The 16,149-nt window shown below is 72.8% G+C and carries 13 protein-coding genes and 1 pseudogene; 7 read left to right on the forward strand and 7 right to left on the reverse strand.

Annotated features, from left to right (window positions below):
• Positions 1-159: 159 nt before the first annotated feature.
• The 4 genes from AB0G16_RS36690 to AB0G16_RS36705 all read right to left on the reverse strand — a co-directional run bounded on the left by AB0G16_RS36690 (position 160) and on the right by AB0G16_RS36705 (position 2,580).
• A complete protein-coding gene (locus AB0G16_RS36690) occupies positions 160-576 on the reverse strand; it encodes a CBS domain-containing protein (protein ID WP_362815358.1) in 417 nt (138 codons plus the stop codon).
• Between the two features lie 267 nt (positions 577-843).
• Positions 844-1,512: a cation transporter gene (locus AB0G16_RS36695; protein WP_362815360.1), complete on the reverse strand. Its 669-nt coding sequence runs from the start codon at positions 1,510-1,512 to the stop codon at positions 844-846.
• Positions 1,512-1,853, reverse strand: coding sequence for a metalloregulator ArsR/SmtB family transcription factor (locus AB0G16_RS36700; RefSeq protein WP_362815362.1), 342 nt, complete (start codon positions 1,851-1,853; stop codon positions 1,512-1,514). Before AB0G16_RS36700 ends, AB0G16_RS36695 begins: the two co-directional genes overlap by 1 nt.
• A gap of 229 nt (positions 1,854-2,082) precedes the next feature.
• Positions 2,083-2,580 carry a hypothetical protein gene (locus tag AB0G16_RS36705; protein ID WP_362815364.1) on the reverse strand — a complete coding sequence of 166 codons (498 nt, stop codon included), beginning with the start codon at positions 2,578-2,580 and terminating at the stop codon, positions 2,083-2,085.
• A 97-nt stretch (positions 2,581-2,677) separates the two neighbouring features.
• Here AB0G16_RS36705 and AB0G16_RS36710 point away from each other — a divergent pair, with 97 nt between their 5' ends.
• The 4 genes and pseudogenes from AB0G16_RS36710 to AB0G16_RS36725 form a co-directional block, all read left to right on the forward strand.
• Entirely contained in the window at positions 2,678-3,301 is a 624-nt protein-coding gene (locus AB0G16_RS36710) for a TetR/AcrR family transcriptional regulator (protein WP_362815366.1), read from the forward strand.
• Between the two features lie 291 nt (positions 3,302-3,592).
• Positions 3,593-3,901, forward strand: a complete 309-nt coding sequence (locus tag AB0G16_RS36715) for a hypothetical protein (RefSeq protein WP_362815368.1) — start codon at positions 3,593-3,595, stop codon at positions 3,899-3,901.
• Positions 3,898-5,022 carry an NlpC/P60 family protein gene (locus AB0G16_RS36720; protein ID WP_362815370.1) on the forward strand — a complete coding sequence of 375 codons (1,125 nt, stop codon included), beginning with the start codon at positions 3,898-3,900 and terminating at the stop codon, positions 5,020-5,022. The genes AB0G16_RS36715 and AB0G16_RS36720 overlap by 4 nt, the downstream gene beginning before the upstream one ends.
• 298 nt (positions 5,023-5,320) lie before the next feature.
• Positions 5,321-5,440, forward strand: a pseudogene (locus tag AB0G16_RS36725) (hypothetical protein); the annotation flags it as partial.
• 349 nt (positions 5,441-5,789) lie between these two features.
• On the opposite strand, the gene AB0G16_RS36730 reads toward AB0G16_RS36725, so the two are convergent.
• Positions 5,790-6,173, reverse strand: a complete 384-nt coding sequence (locus tag AB0G16_RS36730) for a hypothetical protein (RefSeq protein ID WP_362815372.1) — start codon at positions 6,171-6,173, stop codon at positions 5,790-5,792.
• 966 nt (positions 6,174-7,139) lie between these two features.
• Between AB0G16_RS36730 and AB0G16_RS36735 the strand changes: the two genes are divergently transcribed.
• Complete coding sequence (locus tag AB0G16_RS36735; RefSeq protein ID WP_362815374.1) at positions 7,140-8,195, forward strand: AEC family transporter; 1,056 nt, start codon at positions 7,140-7,142, stop codon at positions 8,193-8,195.
• Positions 8,196-8,270: 75 nt separating this feature from the next.
• Here the strand turns inward: AB0G16_RS36735 and AB0G16_RS36740 are convergent, their stop codons facing one another.
• Both AB0G16_RS36740 and AB0G16_RS36745 read right to left on the reverse strand, forming a co-directional pair.
• Positions 8,271-8,720, reverse strand: a complete 450-nt coding sequence (locus tag AB0G16_RS36740) for a hypothetical protein (RefSeq protein ID WP_362815376.1) — start codon at positions 8,718-8,720, stop codon at positions 8,271-8,273.
• Positions 8,721-8,947: 227 nt separating this feature from the next.
• Positions 8,948-12,460 (reverse strand): S8 family serine peptidase, encoded by a 3,513-nt coding sequence (locus AB0G16_RS36745; RefSeq protein WP_362815379.1) that lies wholly within the window; start codon positions 12,458-12,460, stop codon positions 8,948-8,950.
• A 316-nt stretch (positions 12,461-12,776) separates the two neighbouring features.
• On the opposite strand from AB0G16_RS36745, the gene AB0G16_RS36750 reads away from it, so the two are divergent.
• Both AB0G16_RS36750 and AB0G16_RS36755 read left to right on the forward strand, forming a co-directional pair.
• On the forward strand, positions 12,777-13,766 hold the full coding sequence (locus AB0G16_RS36750) for an alpha/beta hydrolase family protein (RefSeq protein ID WP_362815381.1): 990 nt from the start codon (positions 12,777-12,779) through the stop codon (positions 13,764-13,766).
• Positions 13,767-13,931: 165 nt separating this feature from the next.
• Complete coding sequence (locus AB0G16_RS36755) at positions 13,932-16,025, forward strand: N-acetylneuraminate synthase family protein (protein WP_362815383.1); 2,094 nt, start codon at positions 13,932-13,934, stop codon at positions 16,023-16,025.
• The last annotated feature ends 124 nt before the right edge of the window (positions 16,026-16,149 follow it).

Here is a 16,149-nt window from a genome sequence, read left to right on the forward strand (position 1 = left end):
CCCAACCCCTATTCTAAACCCCCCGGTCCCGTTTTTCTCCCCGTAAAAAACGCCCCCCCCCCCCATTCACCCCCCACGCGGGAGGCTCCCCTGCCAGGGGAGCCGCCCGAGACGGCCGATCACCTGCCGGGCGGGGTGCTCCCCGCCCGGTACACCGGGTCAGTCGCTGGTCAGCGCGTCCAGGAGGTCACCGACCGGGGCGTCCGGCAGGGCACGGGCCACGTCGGCCAGCGCCACCATGCCGATCAGCGTGTGGCCGTCGATGACGGGCAGGCGGCGCACCTTGTGCGCGGCCATCGTGCGCAGGATCTCGCGGGCGTCGTCGTCGGCACCGATGGTGACGGGCTTGCCCTCGCCCAGCTCCCCGGCCAGGCAGCTCTTCGGGTCCTTGCCCTTGGCCAGCACCTTCACCACGATGTCGCGGTCGGTGAGCATGCCCTGCAGCCGGTCGTCGGAACCGCAGATCGGCAGCGAGCCGACGTCGAGGCGGGCCATCTTCTCGGCCGCCTCCAGGACCGTCTCCTCGGCCTGCACGCACTCGGCGCCCGCGGTCATGATCTCTCGTGCGGTGGACATGGTCGCTCCTTTCTTTCGCTCCCCCGCCCTGGCGGGCGGCTGTGGCCCGTTCGCCTACCCACGCTTCCGACCGCGACACATCGACGACGGTGCCGTGAAAAGAGATCACCTTCGCTTGGGCGACACATGTGAACCGCCCCTGCCGGCCGCCCTTCGGTCCGGCCGGTCCGGTTCGGTCCGGCCGGTCCGGTCCGGTCCGGTTCGGTGCGGCCGGTCCGGTCCGGTCCGGTTCGGTGCGGCCGGTCCGGTTCGGTGCGGCCGTCGGCGTCAGCGGCCGCAGCCCGGCGACGATCCGCCCGCCGACCCGGTGGCCGGGCCGCAGCAGGCGTCCCCGCGCCAGGCGTCGCGGCCTTCCTTGACCGCCACCGCGGCGATCACCAGGGCGGCGGCCGGATCGGCCCACCACCAGCCGAACAGGCTGTTGGCGGCCAGGCCGGCCAGCAGCACCGCCGACAGGTAGGTGCACAGCAGCGTCTGCCGGGAGTCGGCCACCGCCGAGAGCGACCCGAGTTCGCGACCGGCCCGGCGCTGGGCGTACGACAGCAGCGGCATGACCGCCATGCTGAGCGCGGCCAGGATGAGCCCGGGTGTGGAGTGCTCGGCCCGGTCCGCGCCGAGCAGTGCCCGGACGGCCTCGACGCCGACGTAGGCGGCCAGGGCGAAGAACGAGAGCGCGATGACGCGCAGCGCGGCCCTCTCCCGCCTTTCGTGGTCGGCGGCGGAGAACTGCCAGGCCACCGCGGTGGCCGAGGCGACCTCCACGACGGAGTCCAGGCCGAAGCCGATCAGCGCGGCCGACGAGGACAGGGTGCCCGCGGTGATGGCGACGGCCGCCTCGACGACGTTGTAGGTGATGGTCGCGGCCACCAGCAGCCGGATGCGCCGGGTCAGGACGGCGCGGCGGGCCGGGGCGGGACCGAGGGAGAGGACGGCCATCAGCAGCAGCCCCGCTCCTCGGCGTCGGCGCAGGTGCGCTCGGCGTCGGCGGCCACCGCGACGACGGCGGCGCGCAGGTCGTCCAGGGCGTGACCGAGCCTGGCGTCGGCCAGCTCGTAGCGGGTGCGACGGCCCACCGGGACGGCCACGACCAGGCCGCAGTCGCGCAGGCAGGCCAGGTGGTTGGACAGGCGGGTACGGGAGACGCCCAGGGTCTCGGCCAGTTCGGCCGGGTGGGCGGGGGCCTGGCGCAGGGCCAGCAGGATGCGGCAGCGGATCGGGTCGGCCAGCGCGCGGCCGAACCGTACGAGCACCTCGATCTCGGGGGCGAGCGTCAGCATGCTCGAATGGTACAGAAAATCCTGAATTCAGGAAATCGTGTATCTCGTTTCGCGGCCGCCGGGGCGACCGGCGACGACCGGGGGTCCCGCGGCCGGGACGACCGGGGCCGCGGGCGAGACGACCGGGAGGGAGCCTCGCGGCCGGAGCGGCCGGGGGCGGCCCGCGCCCCGGCGGCCGAGGTGACCCGTGGCGCCCGGGGCCCCCGCCACCGGGCGACACGGGCCAGGATCACGGTTCGCGGTCACCCCTGTCCGCCGCGGACAGCTCGGCCGCGGCGCCGCGGAGGACCCCGGGCGCCAGCCGGCGGTGGACGGAGGAGAGCGGGGGCCACACGACCCGGCCCACGGGCCGGTCGTAGCGCAGGAAGGTTCCCAGCGACACCCGGCCCTCGGCCGCCCGTACGAGAAGCTCGCAGCTCAGGAACCAGGAGGCGGCCTCGAGCCGGATCCAGTCCTCGCCGCGCCCGCCGATCCGCCACCCGGCCACGGTGTCCGGCGAGCGCCCCCGGGCGAGCCGGAGGCCGAGGAACCCGCGCCAGATCAGCGACTCCGCGGCGTCGGGGACGTCACCGAACATCGCCCGCGCCCACCGCTCCGGCGTCGCCTCCGCGTCGACGGAGAGGGCGAAGTGGTCGGCGTAGTCGACGCGCGACAGCGAGCCGAGCGCGCGGACGGGTGCGGGGACGTCACGCGTCCCCACGACGCCGCCGGCGGAACCGATGGTCATCCCGGGCCTCCCTTTTCGTATACGCCACCGTATAAAATGGAGGTTAACCCGTTTATACGGTGGCGTATACATGAGGCGGAGTGAGGTGGGACACATCGTGGGAGCGACGCGCACCCCGCGGGACCGGTGGATCGAGGAGGGGCTCCGGGTCCTGGCCGAGGGTGGTCTGGACGCCGTCCGCGTCGAGGTGCTGGCCAAAAGGCTCGGTGTCACCAAGGGCGGGTTCTACGGGTCCTTCGCCGACCGTGACGCCCTGCTGGAGGAGATGCTGGACGCCTGGGAGCGGGAGAGCACCGACGAGGTGATCGACCGCATCGAGCGCGAGGGGGGCGACCCGAAGACCAAGATCCATCGCGCGGGCGTCCTGACCTTCTCCAGCGATCGTCTGCTGCCCATCGACCTCGCGGTCCGCGACTGGGCCCGGCGCGACGAGGCGGTCGCCGGGCGCCTGCGACGGGTGGACAACCGGCGCATGGCCCTGCTGCGCGAACTGATCGGCACCTTCTGCTCCGACCCCGACGAGGTCGAGGCCCGCAGCATGCTCGCCTTCTGCGTGGCGATCGGCGAGCACTTCCTCGCCGCCGACCACGGTGACCGCACCAGGGCCCAGGTCCTCGCCCGCGCCGCCGACCTGCTGCTCGACCGTCCCGGCGCGGACCGGGCCGGCGCGGACCGGGCCGGCGCGGACCGGGCCGCCGGACGGCCGCCGGAAGGTCCCTGACCGGCCGGGGACCGGCGGCCGGATCGGGCGGAGAGTGCGGGGAGGGTGGGGAGGGGCGAGGGGCGAGGGGCGGGAGTGGGGGCGCGGACAGGACGTGGAGCCCTCGGCCGCGGGCGGTGCGCGGCCGAGGGTTCGGACAACCGATGCGTTTTCGTAGTAGATCATCGCTCTTCGATGGATATGATCGTTTCTCGGCGGACATGACCGGACGGTGGGCAGGTAACCGGTCAGCGAGCCGAATCGGCGTCCGGGGAGGCGGCTTCCCGGCGACGGGGGAAGGAGCCCGCTCCGGTGGCGAAACTCGATCTGAACCGTGAGGCGCTGGCCAAACTGCGCGTCGCGGTGAACACGCAGGGGGGAAGGCTCGCCGCGGTCGGCGACGACTTCCCCGCCAAGGGCGGCGCGAGCTCGTCGCTCTTCGGGACGCTGGCCGGCGCCCAGGAGCTGGCCGACGCGATCGGCCGGGTCGAAGCGCACGCGGACAAGGAACTGGGCACGGTCAAGAGCCGTCTCGACGGCGTCGAACGGGCCCTCGACACGATCGAGAGCAACGTGACCGCGGCCGAGCGGGGCACCACGACCAACCTCCCGGCCGTATGAGCGCCGTCGACGCCGTGGCGGCGCTGCCCGGCGGTCAGGCCCTGGCGGCGCTCGCGAAGAAGACCGACGGGGATCCCGGGGGGATCCGGGCCGTCGCCGCCCGGTGGCGCAAGGCCGCCGGTTCGTCCGCCGAGCCGTTCGCGCTCCTCGGCAAGGCGGTCCACCAGGTGGACGCCGCGTGGAAGGGCGCCTCGGCCGACGCCTTCGTGGCGTACATGCGGCGGTACGGCAACGCGGGCACCTCCCTGCGGAACGCGCTGACCGACTGCGCGAGCTCCCTGGACACCGCCGCCGAGGCCGTCGAGACGGCGAAGTCGAACGCCGAACGCGCCTGCGGTGACGTGCTGACCTGGGTCGCGGAGTACCGTCGCGTCAACCCGCACGCCACCGAGGCACAGCTGGTGCCCGGCATCGGGCAGCGGATCCAGGTGGCGATCTCCCTCGTCCAGGGGTACGTCGACTCGGCCGAGACCGCGCTGTCCACCGCGCGGGCCGAGATCGGCAAGCACCTCGGCGACACCACGCTGTTCTCCGCCATCCCGGCCGCGGGTGACCAGAGCTTCGTCCCCGGCCCAGGCCAGACCACCCGGTGGGTGCCGGTGACCGAGGACGAGTCACGCACCACCAGGCTCGCCGGCGCGGAACCCGGCGGGCAGGGCGGCATCGGCGGGCAGGGTGGCGGGCAGGGGGGTGGACAGGGCGGCGGATCGTCGTCCGGCGGCTACGCCGGTGGCGGTGGCGGCCAGGCGATCCCGTACACGGTCACCGGCAACGGCACCGGGGCCGACATCGTGGCCGCGGCGAGGAGCCACATCGGCAAGCCCTACGTCTTCGGCACCGACGGGCCCGACTCGTTCGACTGCAGCGGCCTGGTGCACGTGTCGCTGAACGAGGCGGGAATCAAGATCGGCGACAACACCGCCGCCGGGTACCAGGCGAGCGGGCAGCCGATCACCGGCCCGCCGCAGCCGGGCGACATCGTCTTCTTCGGCGATCCGGCGAGCCACTGCGCCGTCTACATCGGCGACGGCAAGATGATCGCCGCTCCGCAGACGGGTGACGTCGTCAAGGTCCAGTCGGTGGCCGGCGCGTCCCCCATCTCCTACCGGCGCTTCACCTGAGGCTCCGCGTGAGTCCCCCACGCCCCCGGACGGGATCGGGAGGCCCGGCATGAGCGGCACGTGACGGCGGCGTCCCTGGCGCGGGGACACGCCGACACGACGGAGACCGCACTGGCCACGGCCGCCGGCGAGCTCGGCAGGCACCTCGCCGAGGCCGGCCCCGGCTTCGGCGGCATACCCGCGGCCGGGTGGCGAACCGGTCCCCGAGGGCAGGGTCACCGAATGGATCCACCAGGCGGTCGAGATCCTCAAGGCCCACGGTCATCCCGTCGAGAAGGCGAACGCCGACGACATCTGGATGACCATCAAGCATGAGTCCGGCGGCGACCCGCACGCCGTCGACCTCTGGGACTCCAACGCGGCGGCCGGGCATCCGTCCAAGGGCCTCATGCAGACGATCGACCCGACGTTCTCCCGCTGGGCGCCGCCCGGGCGCCGGGACATCTACGACCCGGTGGACAGCATCATCGCCGGGTGCGCTGCGCGATCGAGCGGTGCGGGTCGGTCTCCGACGTGGCCGGGGTGGTGGGCACCAGGACCGGGTCGGGGTACGTCGGCTACTGACCACCGCTCACCCGCCCGCCCCCGGCGGCGCGTCCGGTGATCCGCCACGTCGTCCTGTTCATGCACATGGGACACGGACGCACGTTCACCGGACATCGCGCACCGATAATCAGCGGTTCCGGAAGAGCCTGAAACGCCGAACGCCGTTCTCCGCTGACACCGGGAACGACGTTCGGCGTCGGCCGCCCGGACCCCCGAAAGGGTCAGAGAGGCGGGGTCAGATTGACGAAGGCGCTGCAGTTCGACGGGTACGCCGGAGGCCCGAGAGGCGCTCCGGGCGCCAGGAAGCCGCCGGTGACGGGAATCGGGATTCCCAGAAGGCACCGCGTCCGGGCGACCGCGCCGGTCTCGCTCTGAACCGTGACGTAAAGATAGGGAAGCGCCCCCTCCAGAATCACCGTCGCGCCGACGTCGACGACGTCGGCCGGGTAACCGGCCAGCGTCGAGATGGTGTTCCAGGGCGGAGTCGTCCGCGGGTCGCGGACGAGGGCCGTTCCGTCGGTCCGTATCGATACGGCGATCGGGTCGAGGAGCAGGAACGTCGTATCGACGGCGCTCGTCGCCGTCGCCGGGCCGACGGGCCCCACGGGTCCGGCGGGGCCGGCGGGGCCGGCCGGCCCTGTCGCTCCGGTGGGTCCGGCCGGTCCGGCCGGACCCGGGGGACCGCCCGCCGGGCCGGCGGGTCCGGCGGGCCCGGCCGGACCCGCGGGCCCCGGAGGACCACCGGCCGGGCCGATGGGCCCCGCGGGCCCCACCGGACCGGCGGGCCCGGCGGGACCGGCCGCCCCGCTGGCTCCGGTCGGCCCCGAGGGTCCCGTGGGACCGGCCGGTCCGCGCGGCCCGGCCGGTCCCACGGGCCCCCCCGCGGGACCGGTCGGGCCTATGGGACCCGCCGGGCCCGTAAGCCCGTTCTCGCCGTCGCGACCGTCGCGGCCGTCACGCCCCGGAGGGCCGGGCTGGCCACGGCGGCACGCGCAGCGCCTTCCCCCGCACGCGCACGTCCCGTACGCGGCGGCTCCCGGTGCGCCGACGCGCGAGGGGTCGAGCGTGCCGGGCGCCTGACGGAACGGAACGGACTCGCTGCCGCTCCGTGGAGCGAGGAAGGCGGTCCCCGCCGTGCCGGTGGCGGCGCCCGCCGGGAGCTGGCACGAGAGGACCAGCGCGGCGGCACCCATCACGATTGTCGCGACAGACCGATTCCGAGGGCTTTTGACAGGGTGAACAATTGAAACTCTTCTTCTACCACTATGAGTCATGTCGTTCCACGTTTTTTGGATTCTAGATAATTGGATTACTTAAACCGCGACAGTGGCGGCAAAAGCCAGTTACCCTGCGATCAACGCGGCAAAGCACGGACTTTGCTAACAAGGCTCACACGAATTCGTCAACTTCGACAGTATGGGTATATTTACAATACTAACCATGCCCCGCGTGAACTCATGACTTTTCACGGTCGGCACTCACGTCGGCGACATCGGCGGCTTATATGAAGAATTAAGGAAAAAGCGCTCCTCAGCGGCGACAGGTTCACTTCACCTCAAAAAAGGCAAACCATGTTGGACGTCGCCGCCGACTCCGGATCATGGGTGACACGCCGAGGAGGGGGGTCGCACCGGGCAACGGGGGTGCGCCCCTCTCCCCGTCGCCGTCGCCGTCGCCGGCACCGTCCCGGCCGGTCGCTCCGCCCCACCGGGCCAGGGCGGCACGACGGGTGTCCGGTTACGGTATGCCGAGTGCAGGCGGTTATTACGGCTTTTATCCCCATATGGTTTATCGGCGCCCTGGGTTGGATGACCACCAGGTCCGGCCGGGCGGGGCCCCGGCTCCGGGAGTCGCTGACGGCGTTCGCGTTCACCGTCGCGATGCCCGCCGTGCTGTTCACCACGCTCAGCCGTACCCCGCTCGACCGGATCCGGCCGGGCCCGCTGCTCGCCTTCGCGATCAGCACCTTCGTCGTCGGGCTGCTCGCGTTCGCCCTGTTCCGTGGTGGGACGTCCGACCGGGTGACCGGCGCGATGGCCTCGGCCTACGTCAACGCCGGCAACCTCGGCATCCCCGTCGGCCTGTACGTCCTGAACGACGCGTCGTTCGTGGTGTCGGTCCTGATGTTCCAGGTCATGGTGGTCTCTCCGCTGATCTTCCTGGGCCTCGGGGCCGGGGGCGCCTCCTTCCTCGCCCCGTTGCGGACACCGGTCGTGGTGGCCTCGTTCCTCGGCCTGGGCGTGTCGGCCCTCGGCCTGCGCCTGCCCGACCTCGCACTGAGGCCCCTGGAGATCCTCGGTGGCGCCGCGGTGCCCCTGGCCCTGTTCTCCCTCGGCATGTCGCTGAACGGCCCGCCCGTCTCCTGGCGCGCGACCGGAGTGGCGGTGACCCTCAAACTGCTGGCCCAGCCGCTGGTGGCGTTCCTGGCCGGGCGGTTCCTGCTGGGCCTGGACGGCCCGGCGCTGTTCGCGGCCGTCCTGTTCGCCGGGCTTCCCACCGCCCAGAACACGTTCGTCTACGCCGCCGAGTACGGCCGTCCCACCGAGCTGCCCCGCGACGCCATCCTCGTCTCCAGCGTCCTGTCCCTGGGCACCCTGTCCGTCATCGCCCTCCTGGGAGCCGCCTGAGCCCTTTCGGGAGCGCTGAGCCCTCCCGGGGAGCCGTTGAGCCCCCCGGAGCCGGCTCCGGGAAGACCGGCCCCTCTAGGTGGCGGGGCCCTCGGCGTCGCCGGTGCCGCCCTCGCGTATCTTCCGCATCTTCCCCGTGGCGATCACGTCGACCACCACCCGGTAGAAGCCGGCGATCGACTCGCCCTCCTCCAGCCCGCCGCGGAACTGCTTGCCGACCTTCGCGAACGGGAAGATCGTGCTGCCCTCGGGGAGGAGCACCCCCCATCCGTGGTCGTCCGACCAGTGCCAGTGACCACCCGTGGCGGCGACGACGCACTCGCCGAGGAACGAGCCGAGCACGCCGATCAGCCCGTCGATCCGTTCCGGGTCGAAGCCCGGGCGGGAACGCTGCCGCTCGATGAAGCCCTCCACCCACTCGACGGACTCCCGGTTGAGGCCGAAGTCCACGTCGCTCAGCGGCCCGAGCTCCTCGATGGCGAGGGTGACGTTCTCCTGGATCCGCGGTAGTTCCTCTGCGCCCACCCCAGGATGATCGCAGCGGTCGTGACCGCCGGGCAACGCGATATCCGGCCGGTCGCGGGCCGACGACCCGAGCCCACCGCGCCGCCGGCCCCGTCCCCGCCGACGCGGCGGTGACCCGTCCCCGGCCGGCCCCGCGCCGGCGACCCGGGGTGGGACGGCCGGTGCCCGCCGCCCCGCCGCGAGGGCGGGACGGCGGGCACCGGGGTGCTTCAGGGCGCTGCGGGGGGCTACGGGACGGCCCTGTCGGGCCGCTCGGAGATACGGACGGCGCTGAGGACGGTGTCCCCGGCCCGCTTGGCGAACCGCACGTTGAGCTGGCCGTCGGTGACCCTCACCGTGTACTGGCGGGTGGTGGCGGTGTGGGCGCCGGTCTCCAGGGCCAGGTCCAGCGCGGGGACGGCGAGCTGCCCTTCGACGATGACGTCGAAGACGCGCTGGCCCTCCCGCTTGCCCCGGGTCTCGGCGAAGCCCAGCTCGACGGTGTAGGTGCCGGCCGGAACCTGGTCGAACCGGTACTCCAGCATCCCCTCGCGGACGCTCCTGAACAGCGCCTGCTCGGTGGTGCCGGCGATCGCCCTGCTCGTCGTGTTCGTCCTGGTGGAGGTCCCCACGTAGCCGTGGCCGCCCGTGGCGTACTTCCGGTCGGCGCTCCAGCGGTCGCCGGCGGCGTCGACGACCTCCCTGGTGCCGCCCACCTCGACGGCCACCTGGTGCCGGGGCACCACGAGGGTGACGACGATCTCGATCTGCGGGTCACGCCCGCTGGCGGAGCGGACCAGCAGCTTCCCGGTCCGTACGGTGCCCGGCTGGACGCCCGCGCTGGAGGCGGTGACCGTCAGCGTCTGCGAGCCACCCGTGACGAGCCGGCCCGAGGTCGGCGTCACCCCCAGCCAGCCCTGGGCGGGCTCGGTCACGACGGTGTAGTCCGTGGCCACGCCCAGGTTGGACAGCTCGACCGTGCCCGACCTGGTCGAGTCCGCCGGCTGCACCAGGGTCAGCTCCGCGACCGAGGCCGTCACCCGGCCGGTGGCCAGGGCGGTGTCGGCCCGGGTGACGGCCCCGGCGGTGACGGTGACCTCCTGGATGAAGGTGCCGTAGTTCTCCTTGGAGATCTCGACCCGGTAGTCGCCCATCGGGACCTGCCCGAGGAACGTGCCGTCCTCGGCGGTGGTGAGGGTCACCACGTCGCCCACCTTGACCGTGGCGCCCGCCAGCGGCCTGCCGTCGTTGGCGTCGGTGACGGTGCCGGTCAGCAGGCCGTGCCGGCTGGTGGCGAAGGTCAGGCTCTGGCCGTCGGACAGGGCGGCGGCGTTGAAGGAGTACTGCAGCGCGTCGGTGCCGGTCGCGTTCTCGACGCCGATCGTGGCGCCGATCCCGGCGTCGCGCTCGCCGTCGACGCTGTCGTAGCGGTAGCCGATCGAGCCGTTCTCGCCGAGCAGGGCCGAGAACGAGATGCGCTGGGCGGCGTCGGCGTAGAACCGGGCGTTGCGCCACTCCAGGACGAAGGTCCGGTTGGGCGCGGTGCCCAGGGTGGCGGTGTAGACGCCGGACTGGTCGTCCAGCACGAGGTCGTCCCAGAAGGGGTAGATCGCCGCGTTGGGCGCGGCGGAGGCGGGCAGGGTCACGTTGCCGGCCACGGCTGTGCTGGTGGCGAAGGCCAGGAACCCGTTGCTGCTGACCCAGCCCGCCGTGTACCCGGTGCCGTAGAGGGGGAAGGTGAACGGCAGCGTGATCGGCTGGATCGCGTCGTCGCCGGTGAGCGTCGTCCTGACGGTGCCCGCCACGTACGGCTCGGTGCCGGCAGTGCAGGTGTGGCCGAAGGAGTCGGTGCGGCGCGGCAGCTCGACGTCCCTGGTCAGGTCCCCGCTCACGGTGACCGGCACGGTGAGGGCGCCCGCGCACCGCGAGCGCGGGGTGAACCTCAACTGGTAGTCACCGTTGGGCAGCGTGAGCCGGTAGCGTCCCTGAGCGTCGGTGACCCCGGTGACCGCGGTGCCCACAGCCGTCACGGTGACACCCTCCTCGGGCGCGCCCGAGGAGGTGACCGTCCCCGACACCGTGCCCGAGGGCAGCGCCGTCAGCGCCACGTCCCGGGTGACCGTGCTGTCCGCCACGACCGTGACGTCCGCGGCGGCGTCCTCGTAGCCGAACCTCTCCACGGTGAGCCGGTAGGCGCCCTCGGGCAGGCGGGGCAGCGTGTAGGTCCCGTCCTGGGCGGTGGCGGCGGTGCGGTTCAGCGGCCCGGTGACGGTGACGGCCGCCCCCGCCACGGGCGAGCCGCCGGCCGTCACGGTGCCCGCCAGCGTGCCGATGGCCTCGTCCGGAGCGGCCTGGACCGCCGCGAACGCGTCCAGGCGGCCCTCGCCCCAGATGTTGTTGTCGGCCGCGGTGCCGCCGCAGCGGACGTCGTCGACGTCGATCGCGGTCCGGTCGAGCAGTTCGCGGGTGGCCGCGATGTCGCCCAGCAGGCCCGGGGAGGCCGACCACATCAGCGCCACGGTGGCGGCCACGTGCGGGGCGGCCATCGAGGTGCCGGAGAAGACGTCGTAGCCGCCGGGCACCGAGGAGCGCACGTCGACGCCGGGGGCCGCGAGGTTGGGCTTGATCTCACCGTTCTCACCGCTGCCGCGGGTGGAGAAGGGCGCGATCACGTTGTTCGCGTCGAACGCGCCGGCGCTGTAGGCGGCGGCGTACTGGCCGGGCGAGCCGCTGGAGGCGCAGCCCGCGTTGGTGAGGTTGCCGTTGGAGAAGACGGGGAAGATGCCCGCCGCGACCCACGCGTCCACGGTCTCCTTGTACCAGGGGTCGAAGCCGCTGCCGCCCCAGGAGTTGTTGACGATGTGCGGCGCGAGGTCGGGGCGGGGGTTGTCGCCGTTCAGGTCGGTGGGCGCGAGCACCCACTGCCCGGCGGCGAGCAGCGAGGCGTCGGAGCAGGTGCTGGTCTCGCAGCCCTTGGCGGCGATCCACGTCGCGCCCGGGGCGACGCCGATGACGTCGGCGCCGTCGCCGCCCACCATGGTGCCCATGGTGTGGGTGCCGTGGTCGTTGTTGTCGCACGGCGCGGTGCCGGCGCAGACCCCGGCGGGGTCGAACCAGTTGTGGGCGTGGTCGACGGTGCCGTCGGCCTTCTTCCCCCGGTACCGGGCGGCCAGCGCGGGGTGGTCGAACCGCACGCCGCTGTCGATGTTGGCCACGACGATGCCCTCGCCGCGCACGCCCAGGTCGCCCCAGACCCGGGGGGCGTTGACCCGGTCGATGTTCCACTCGGTCGCGTTCACCTTCGCCGCCCGCCTGCCGGGCAGCGGCTTGGGCAGGGCGGCGACCCGGACGGGCTCGATCCGGTCGACCTCGGGCCGCTTCGCGATCTCCTCGGCGAGCTTGGCGCCGCCGGTCACCCGGATGGCGTTGGAGATCCAGAACGGCGTGAAGCCGGCGCTCTCGGCGGTCAGGAGCCTGCGCAGTCCCGCCTGCGAGGACTCGGCCAGCTCGGTCTTGGCGCGGTAGACCTGCGCGGCCTTCTCGGTCCTGGTCTTCGCCCTGCGGGCCGCGCCGAGGTCGGCGCCGCCCTTCAGGCGCACCCAGAAGGTGGCCTTGTCGTCGGTGGCCAGCTCGGCCAGGACGGCCTTGTGGATCTTGTCGGGTTCGGGGGCGGCCTGGGCCACGCCCTGGGGGAGCACGAGGGCGAGCGCGGTGACGGTCCCGATCAGGATCGATCGCCGGCGTCGGGGGGTGTTTGGCACGCGGTCTCCTTCACGCCGGGCGGGAGTCTCCCGCCCGGCAGGGCGACGCGGGATGTACATGATCTTTACAACCCACGTGGAAAATCCTGAACAGGCGATGTGAAATTTTCAAGCTTTCGGGCGTGTAAAACGCCATATGTCATAAGAATTAACGCGAACGGGGCAGGCCAGAATGGGTTCCGGCGCCCTGGCCGCCCGCCCCGGCGCCGCGCCCCGGAGACCACCCGCCCGGTCTGTCCGGCCCGCCCGGTTTTTCCCTGGGACCGTTGCGGCGTGTGTGTTCACGCGGCCGGTCGGAGGCGGGATCATTGACGACGTGAACCGCACCGCTGCCGTACGCCTTCTGGGAGTGCTCCTGCTCACCGCCGTCGCGATCACGGCGGTGCTGCTCGCCCTGCTGCCCCCCTCCTCCCCCTCCCCCGGCACCGGCGCGGCCGGCGCGCGCGGTCACGAGGACGGGGCGGTGCCGGCCTTCACGGTGCGGAGACTGGGCGAGCGCGACCACGAGCTCACCGTCACCTCCGCCGCGCTGGGCCGCGAGGGCATGGTCCGGGTGCTGCTGCCCGAGGGGTGGACGCCCGGCTCGGGGCCGTGGCCGCTGCTGTACCTGCTGAACGGCTGCTGCCAGAGCGACTACGCCGCCTGGATCGGCAAGGGCGACGCCGCGCGGCTCACCTCCGGCTACCGGGCGATCGTGGCCGTCCCCGAGGGCGGCCCGGTCGGGTTCTACTCCGACTGGCGCGACGGGCCGGGCTGGGAGACCTTCCACCTCTCCGAGGTCATGCGCATCCTGGAGCGCGACTACGGCGCCGGCGACCGGCGGGCGGTGGCCGGGCTGTCCATGGGCGGATTCGGCGCGATGTCGTACGCGGCCCGCCACCCCGGCATGTTCCAGGCGGCGGCCTCGTTCTCCGGCGTGCTGCACACCCGCGACGGCCAGGGCGGCGTCGACTGGCTGCTGAACCGCAACGGGGAGGACTCCGCGAAGCTCTGGGGGCCGCCCCAGGACCCGGCGTGGGCCGCCCACAACCCGGCCGACCTCACCGGCGAGCTGCGCGAGGTGCGGCTCTTCGTCTCCGGCGGCGACGGCTCCCCCGGCCCGCTGGACGCCCCCTCCACCGTCCCGGACGAGGGCGAGGCCGCGCTGCTCCGCCAGGCCGTGGTCTTCGTCGAGCGGGCCAAGTCGGCCGGGGCCGAGGTGACCGTGGACTTCTACGGCCCCGGCACCCACACCTGGCCGTACTGGCGGCGCGGCCTGGAACGCGCCCTGCCGATGCTCATGGGCACCATCGGCGCCACCGTCTAGCGAGGCCCTGGGAGAGGCGCTCCCGGAGGGACGACCCGCGCGCGGAAAGTTAACACGGACGACTCTGGGCGTTCAGCTCGGGCACCCCTTGCCGGTCACCCCCGTGACTAGGTTCCTTTGACATCCCCGACCGGGGCGTTCCGCCGTATGTCATGAGGAGCCACCTTGCGAGTCCTGGCCGTTGTCCCCGCCCGTGGAGGTTCGGTGGGCGTCCCCCTGAAGAACCTGGCCGCGGTGGGGGGCAGTCCTCTCGTGGCCCGTGCGGTACGGGCCTGCGTCCGCGCCGAGCTGATCGACGACGTCGTCGTCAGCACCGACCACCGGGACATCGCCGAGGCCGCCCGCCAGGCGGGCGCGACCGTGATCGACCGGCCCGACGAGCTGAGCGACGCGACCGCCTCCAGCGAGTCCGCCGTGCTGCACGCGCTCGACCACCTCCCCGGGACCCCCGACGTGGTCGTCCTGGTGCAGTGCACCAGCGCGTTCATCGACCCCGCCGACCTGGACGCCGCGGTCACCAGGGTCCTGGACGGCGACGCCGACGTGGTGTTCTCCGGCCTGGAGACGCACGAGTTCCTGTGGAACGCCGAGGGCGCCGGGGTCAACGGGGTCAGCGGGGTCAGCGGGGTCAGCGGGGTCAATCATGACCCCGCGCACCGTCCGCGCCGCCAGGACCGCGAGCCGCACTTCCGCGAGACCGGGGCGTTCTACGTGATGCGCGCCCAGGGGCTGCGCGAGCACGGCCACCGCTTCTTCGGCACCGTCGCCGTGCAGCGGGTCTCCCCGCACCACGCCATCGAGGTGGACACCCCCGAGGACCTGGAGATCGTACGGGCGCTGGCGCCGTTCGTGGACCGGCCCGAGCCGATCGACGTGGACGCGGTGATCACCGACTTCGACGGCGTGCACACCGACGACCGCGCCTACGTCGACCAGGACGGCCGCGAGACGGTCGCGGTCAGCCGCGCCGACGGCATGGGGATCTCGCTGCTGCGCCGCTCCGGCGTCAAGCTGATGATCATGTCCACCGAGCACAACCCCGTGGTCGCCGCCCGCGCCCGCAAGCTCGACGTGCCGGTCCTGCAGGGCCTGACCGACAAGCGGACCGTGCTGCGCGACTGGCTGGCCATCGAGGGCATCGACCCCGCCCGCGTCGCCTACGTCGGCAACGACGTCAACGACCTGGGCCCGATGAGCGACGTCGGCTGGCCGGTCACGGTGCCCGACGCCCACCCCCGGGTCCGCGCCGCCGCCAGGACCGTGCTGACCAGGCCCGGCGGCGCCGGAGCCGTGCGCGAGCTGTGCGACCGCGTGCTGGCCGCCCGCCCGGTGGACCAGGCCGAGCTCGCCACCGCCCCCCGGGCCGAGCTGCGGCTCAACCCGATCGCCAGGCCCGTCCAGATCGGCGAGGCGCTCGTCGGCGCCGGACAGCCGGTCTACATGATCGCCGAGATCGGCATCAACCACAACGGCGACGTGGAGATCGCGCGCAGGCTCATCGACGTGGCGGCCGAGGCGGGCTGCCAGGCGGTCAAGTTCCAGAAGCGCACCCCGGAGATCTGCGTGCCGCTGGAGCAGCGCGACCAGATCCGGCAGACGCCCTGGGGCGAGATGACCTACCTGGAGTACAAGATCAGGACCGAGTTCGGCCTGAAGGAGTACAGCCAGATCGCCGAGCACTGCCGGGAGCGCGGCCTGGACTGGTTCGCCTCGCCGTGGGACGTGCCGTCGGTGGAGTTCCTGGAGAGCATGGACGTGGTCACCCACAAGGTCGCCTCGGCCAGCGTGACCGACCTGGACCTGCTCCGCGCGCTCGCCTCGACCGGCAAGCCGATCATCCTGTCCACCGGCATGTCCACGCTGGAGGAGATCGACCGGGCCGTGGAGGTCCTCGGCACCTCCAAGCTGGTGCTGATGCACGCCACCTCCACCTACCCCCTCCCCCCCGAGGAGGCCAACCTCCGCACGATCGTCACCCTCCAGGAGCGGTACGGCGTGCCGGTCGGCTACTCGGGCCACGAGCGCGGCCTGCAGATCTCGCTCGCGGCCGTGACGCTGGGCGCGGTGACCGTGGAGCGGCACATCACGCTGGACCGCACCATGTGGGGTTCCGACCACGCCGCCTCGCTGGAGCCGGCCGGGCTGGAGCACCTGGTCCGTGACATCCGGATCATCGAGACCGCCCTGGGCGACGGGGTCAAGCGGGTGTTCCCGGGAGAAGAGGCGCCGCGGGCCAGGCTGCGGCGGGTGACCGTATAGAAGGCGACGCTGTTTCATGGCGACGCTGTTTCATGGCGACGCTTCGCGTCGCGGTGAGCCCGCTGGGATCCGGCTCCTTCCCTCGTCGAGGGGGATCGCTCGTTCCTCACGATCCCCCTCTCCT

This window comes from Streptosporangium sp. NPDC023615 (genome assembly GCF_040640155.1).
Taxonomy (GTDB): Bacteria; Actinomycetota; Actinomycetes; order Streptosporangiales; family Streptosporangiaceae; genus Streptosporangium.

Bases quoted from the DNA above. Each gene is read 5' to 3' on its own strand.
- AB0G16_RS36705 (WP_362815364.1), bottom strand. From the start codon at position 2,580: ATGACCATCGGTTCCGCCGGCGGCGTCGTGGGGACGCGTGACGTCCCC.
- AB0G16_RS36700 (WP_362815362.1), bottom strand. From the start codon at position 1,853: ATGCTGACGCTCGCCCCCGAGATCGAGGTGCTCGTACGGTTCGGCCGC.
- AB0G16_RS36690 (WP_362815358.1), bottom strand. From the start codon at position 576: ATGTCCACCGCACGAGAGATCATGACCGCGGGCGCCGAGTGCGTGCAG.
- AB0G16_RS36695 (WP_362815360.1), bottom strand. From the start codon at position 1,512: ATGGCCGTCCTCTCCCTCGGTCCCGCCCCGGCCCGCCGCGCCGTCCTG.
- AB0G16_RS36735 (WP_362815374.1), top strand. From the start codon at position 7,140: ATGTTGGACGTCGCCGCCGACTCCGGATCATGGGTGACACGCCGAGGA.
- AB0G16_RS36720 (WP_362815370.1), top strand. From the start codon at position 3,898: ATGAGCGCCGTCGACGCCGTGGCGGCGCTGCCCGGCGGTCAGGCCCTG.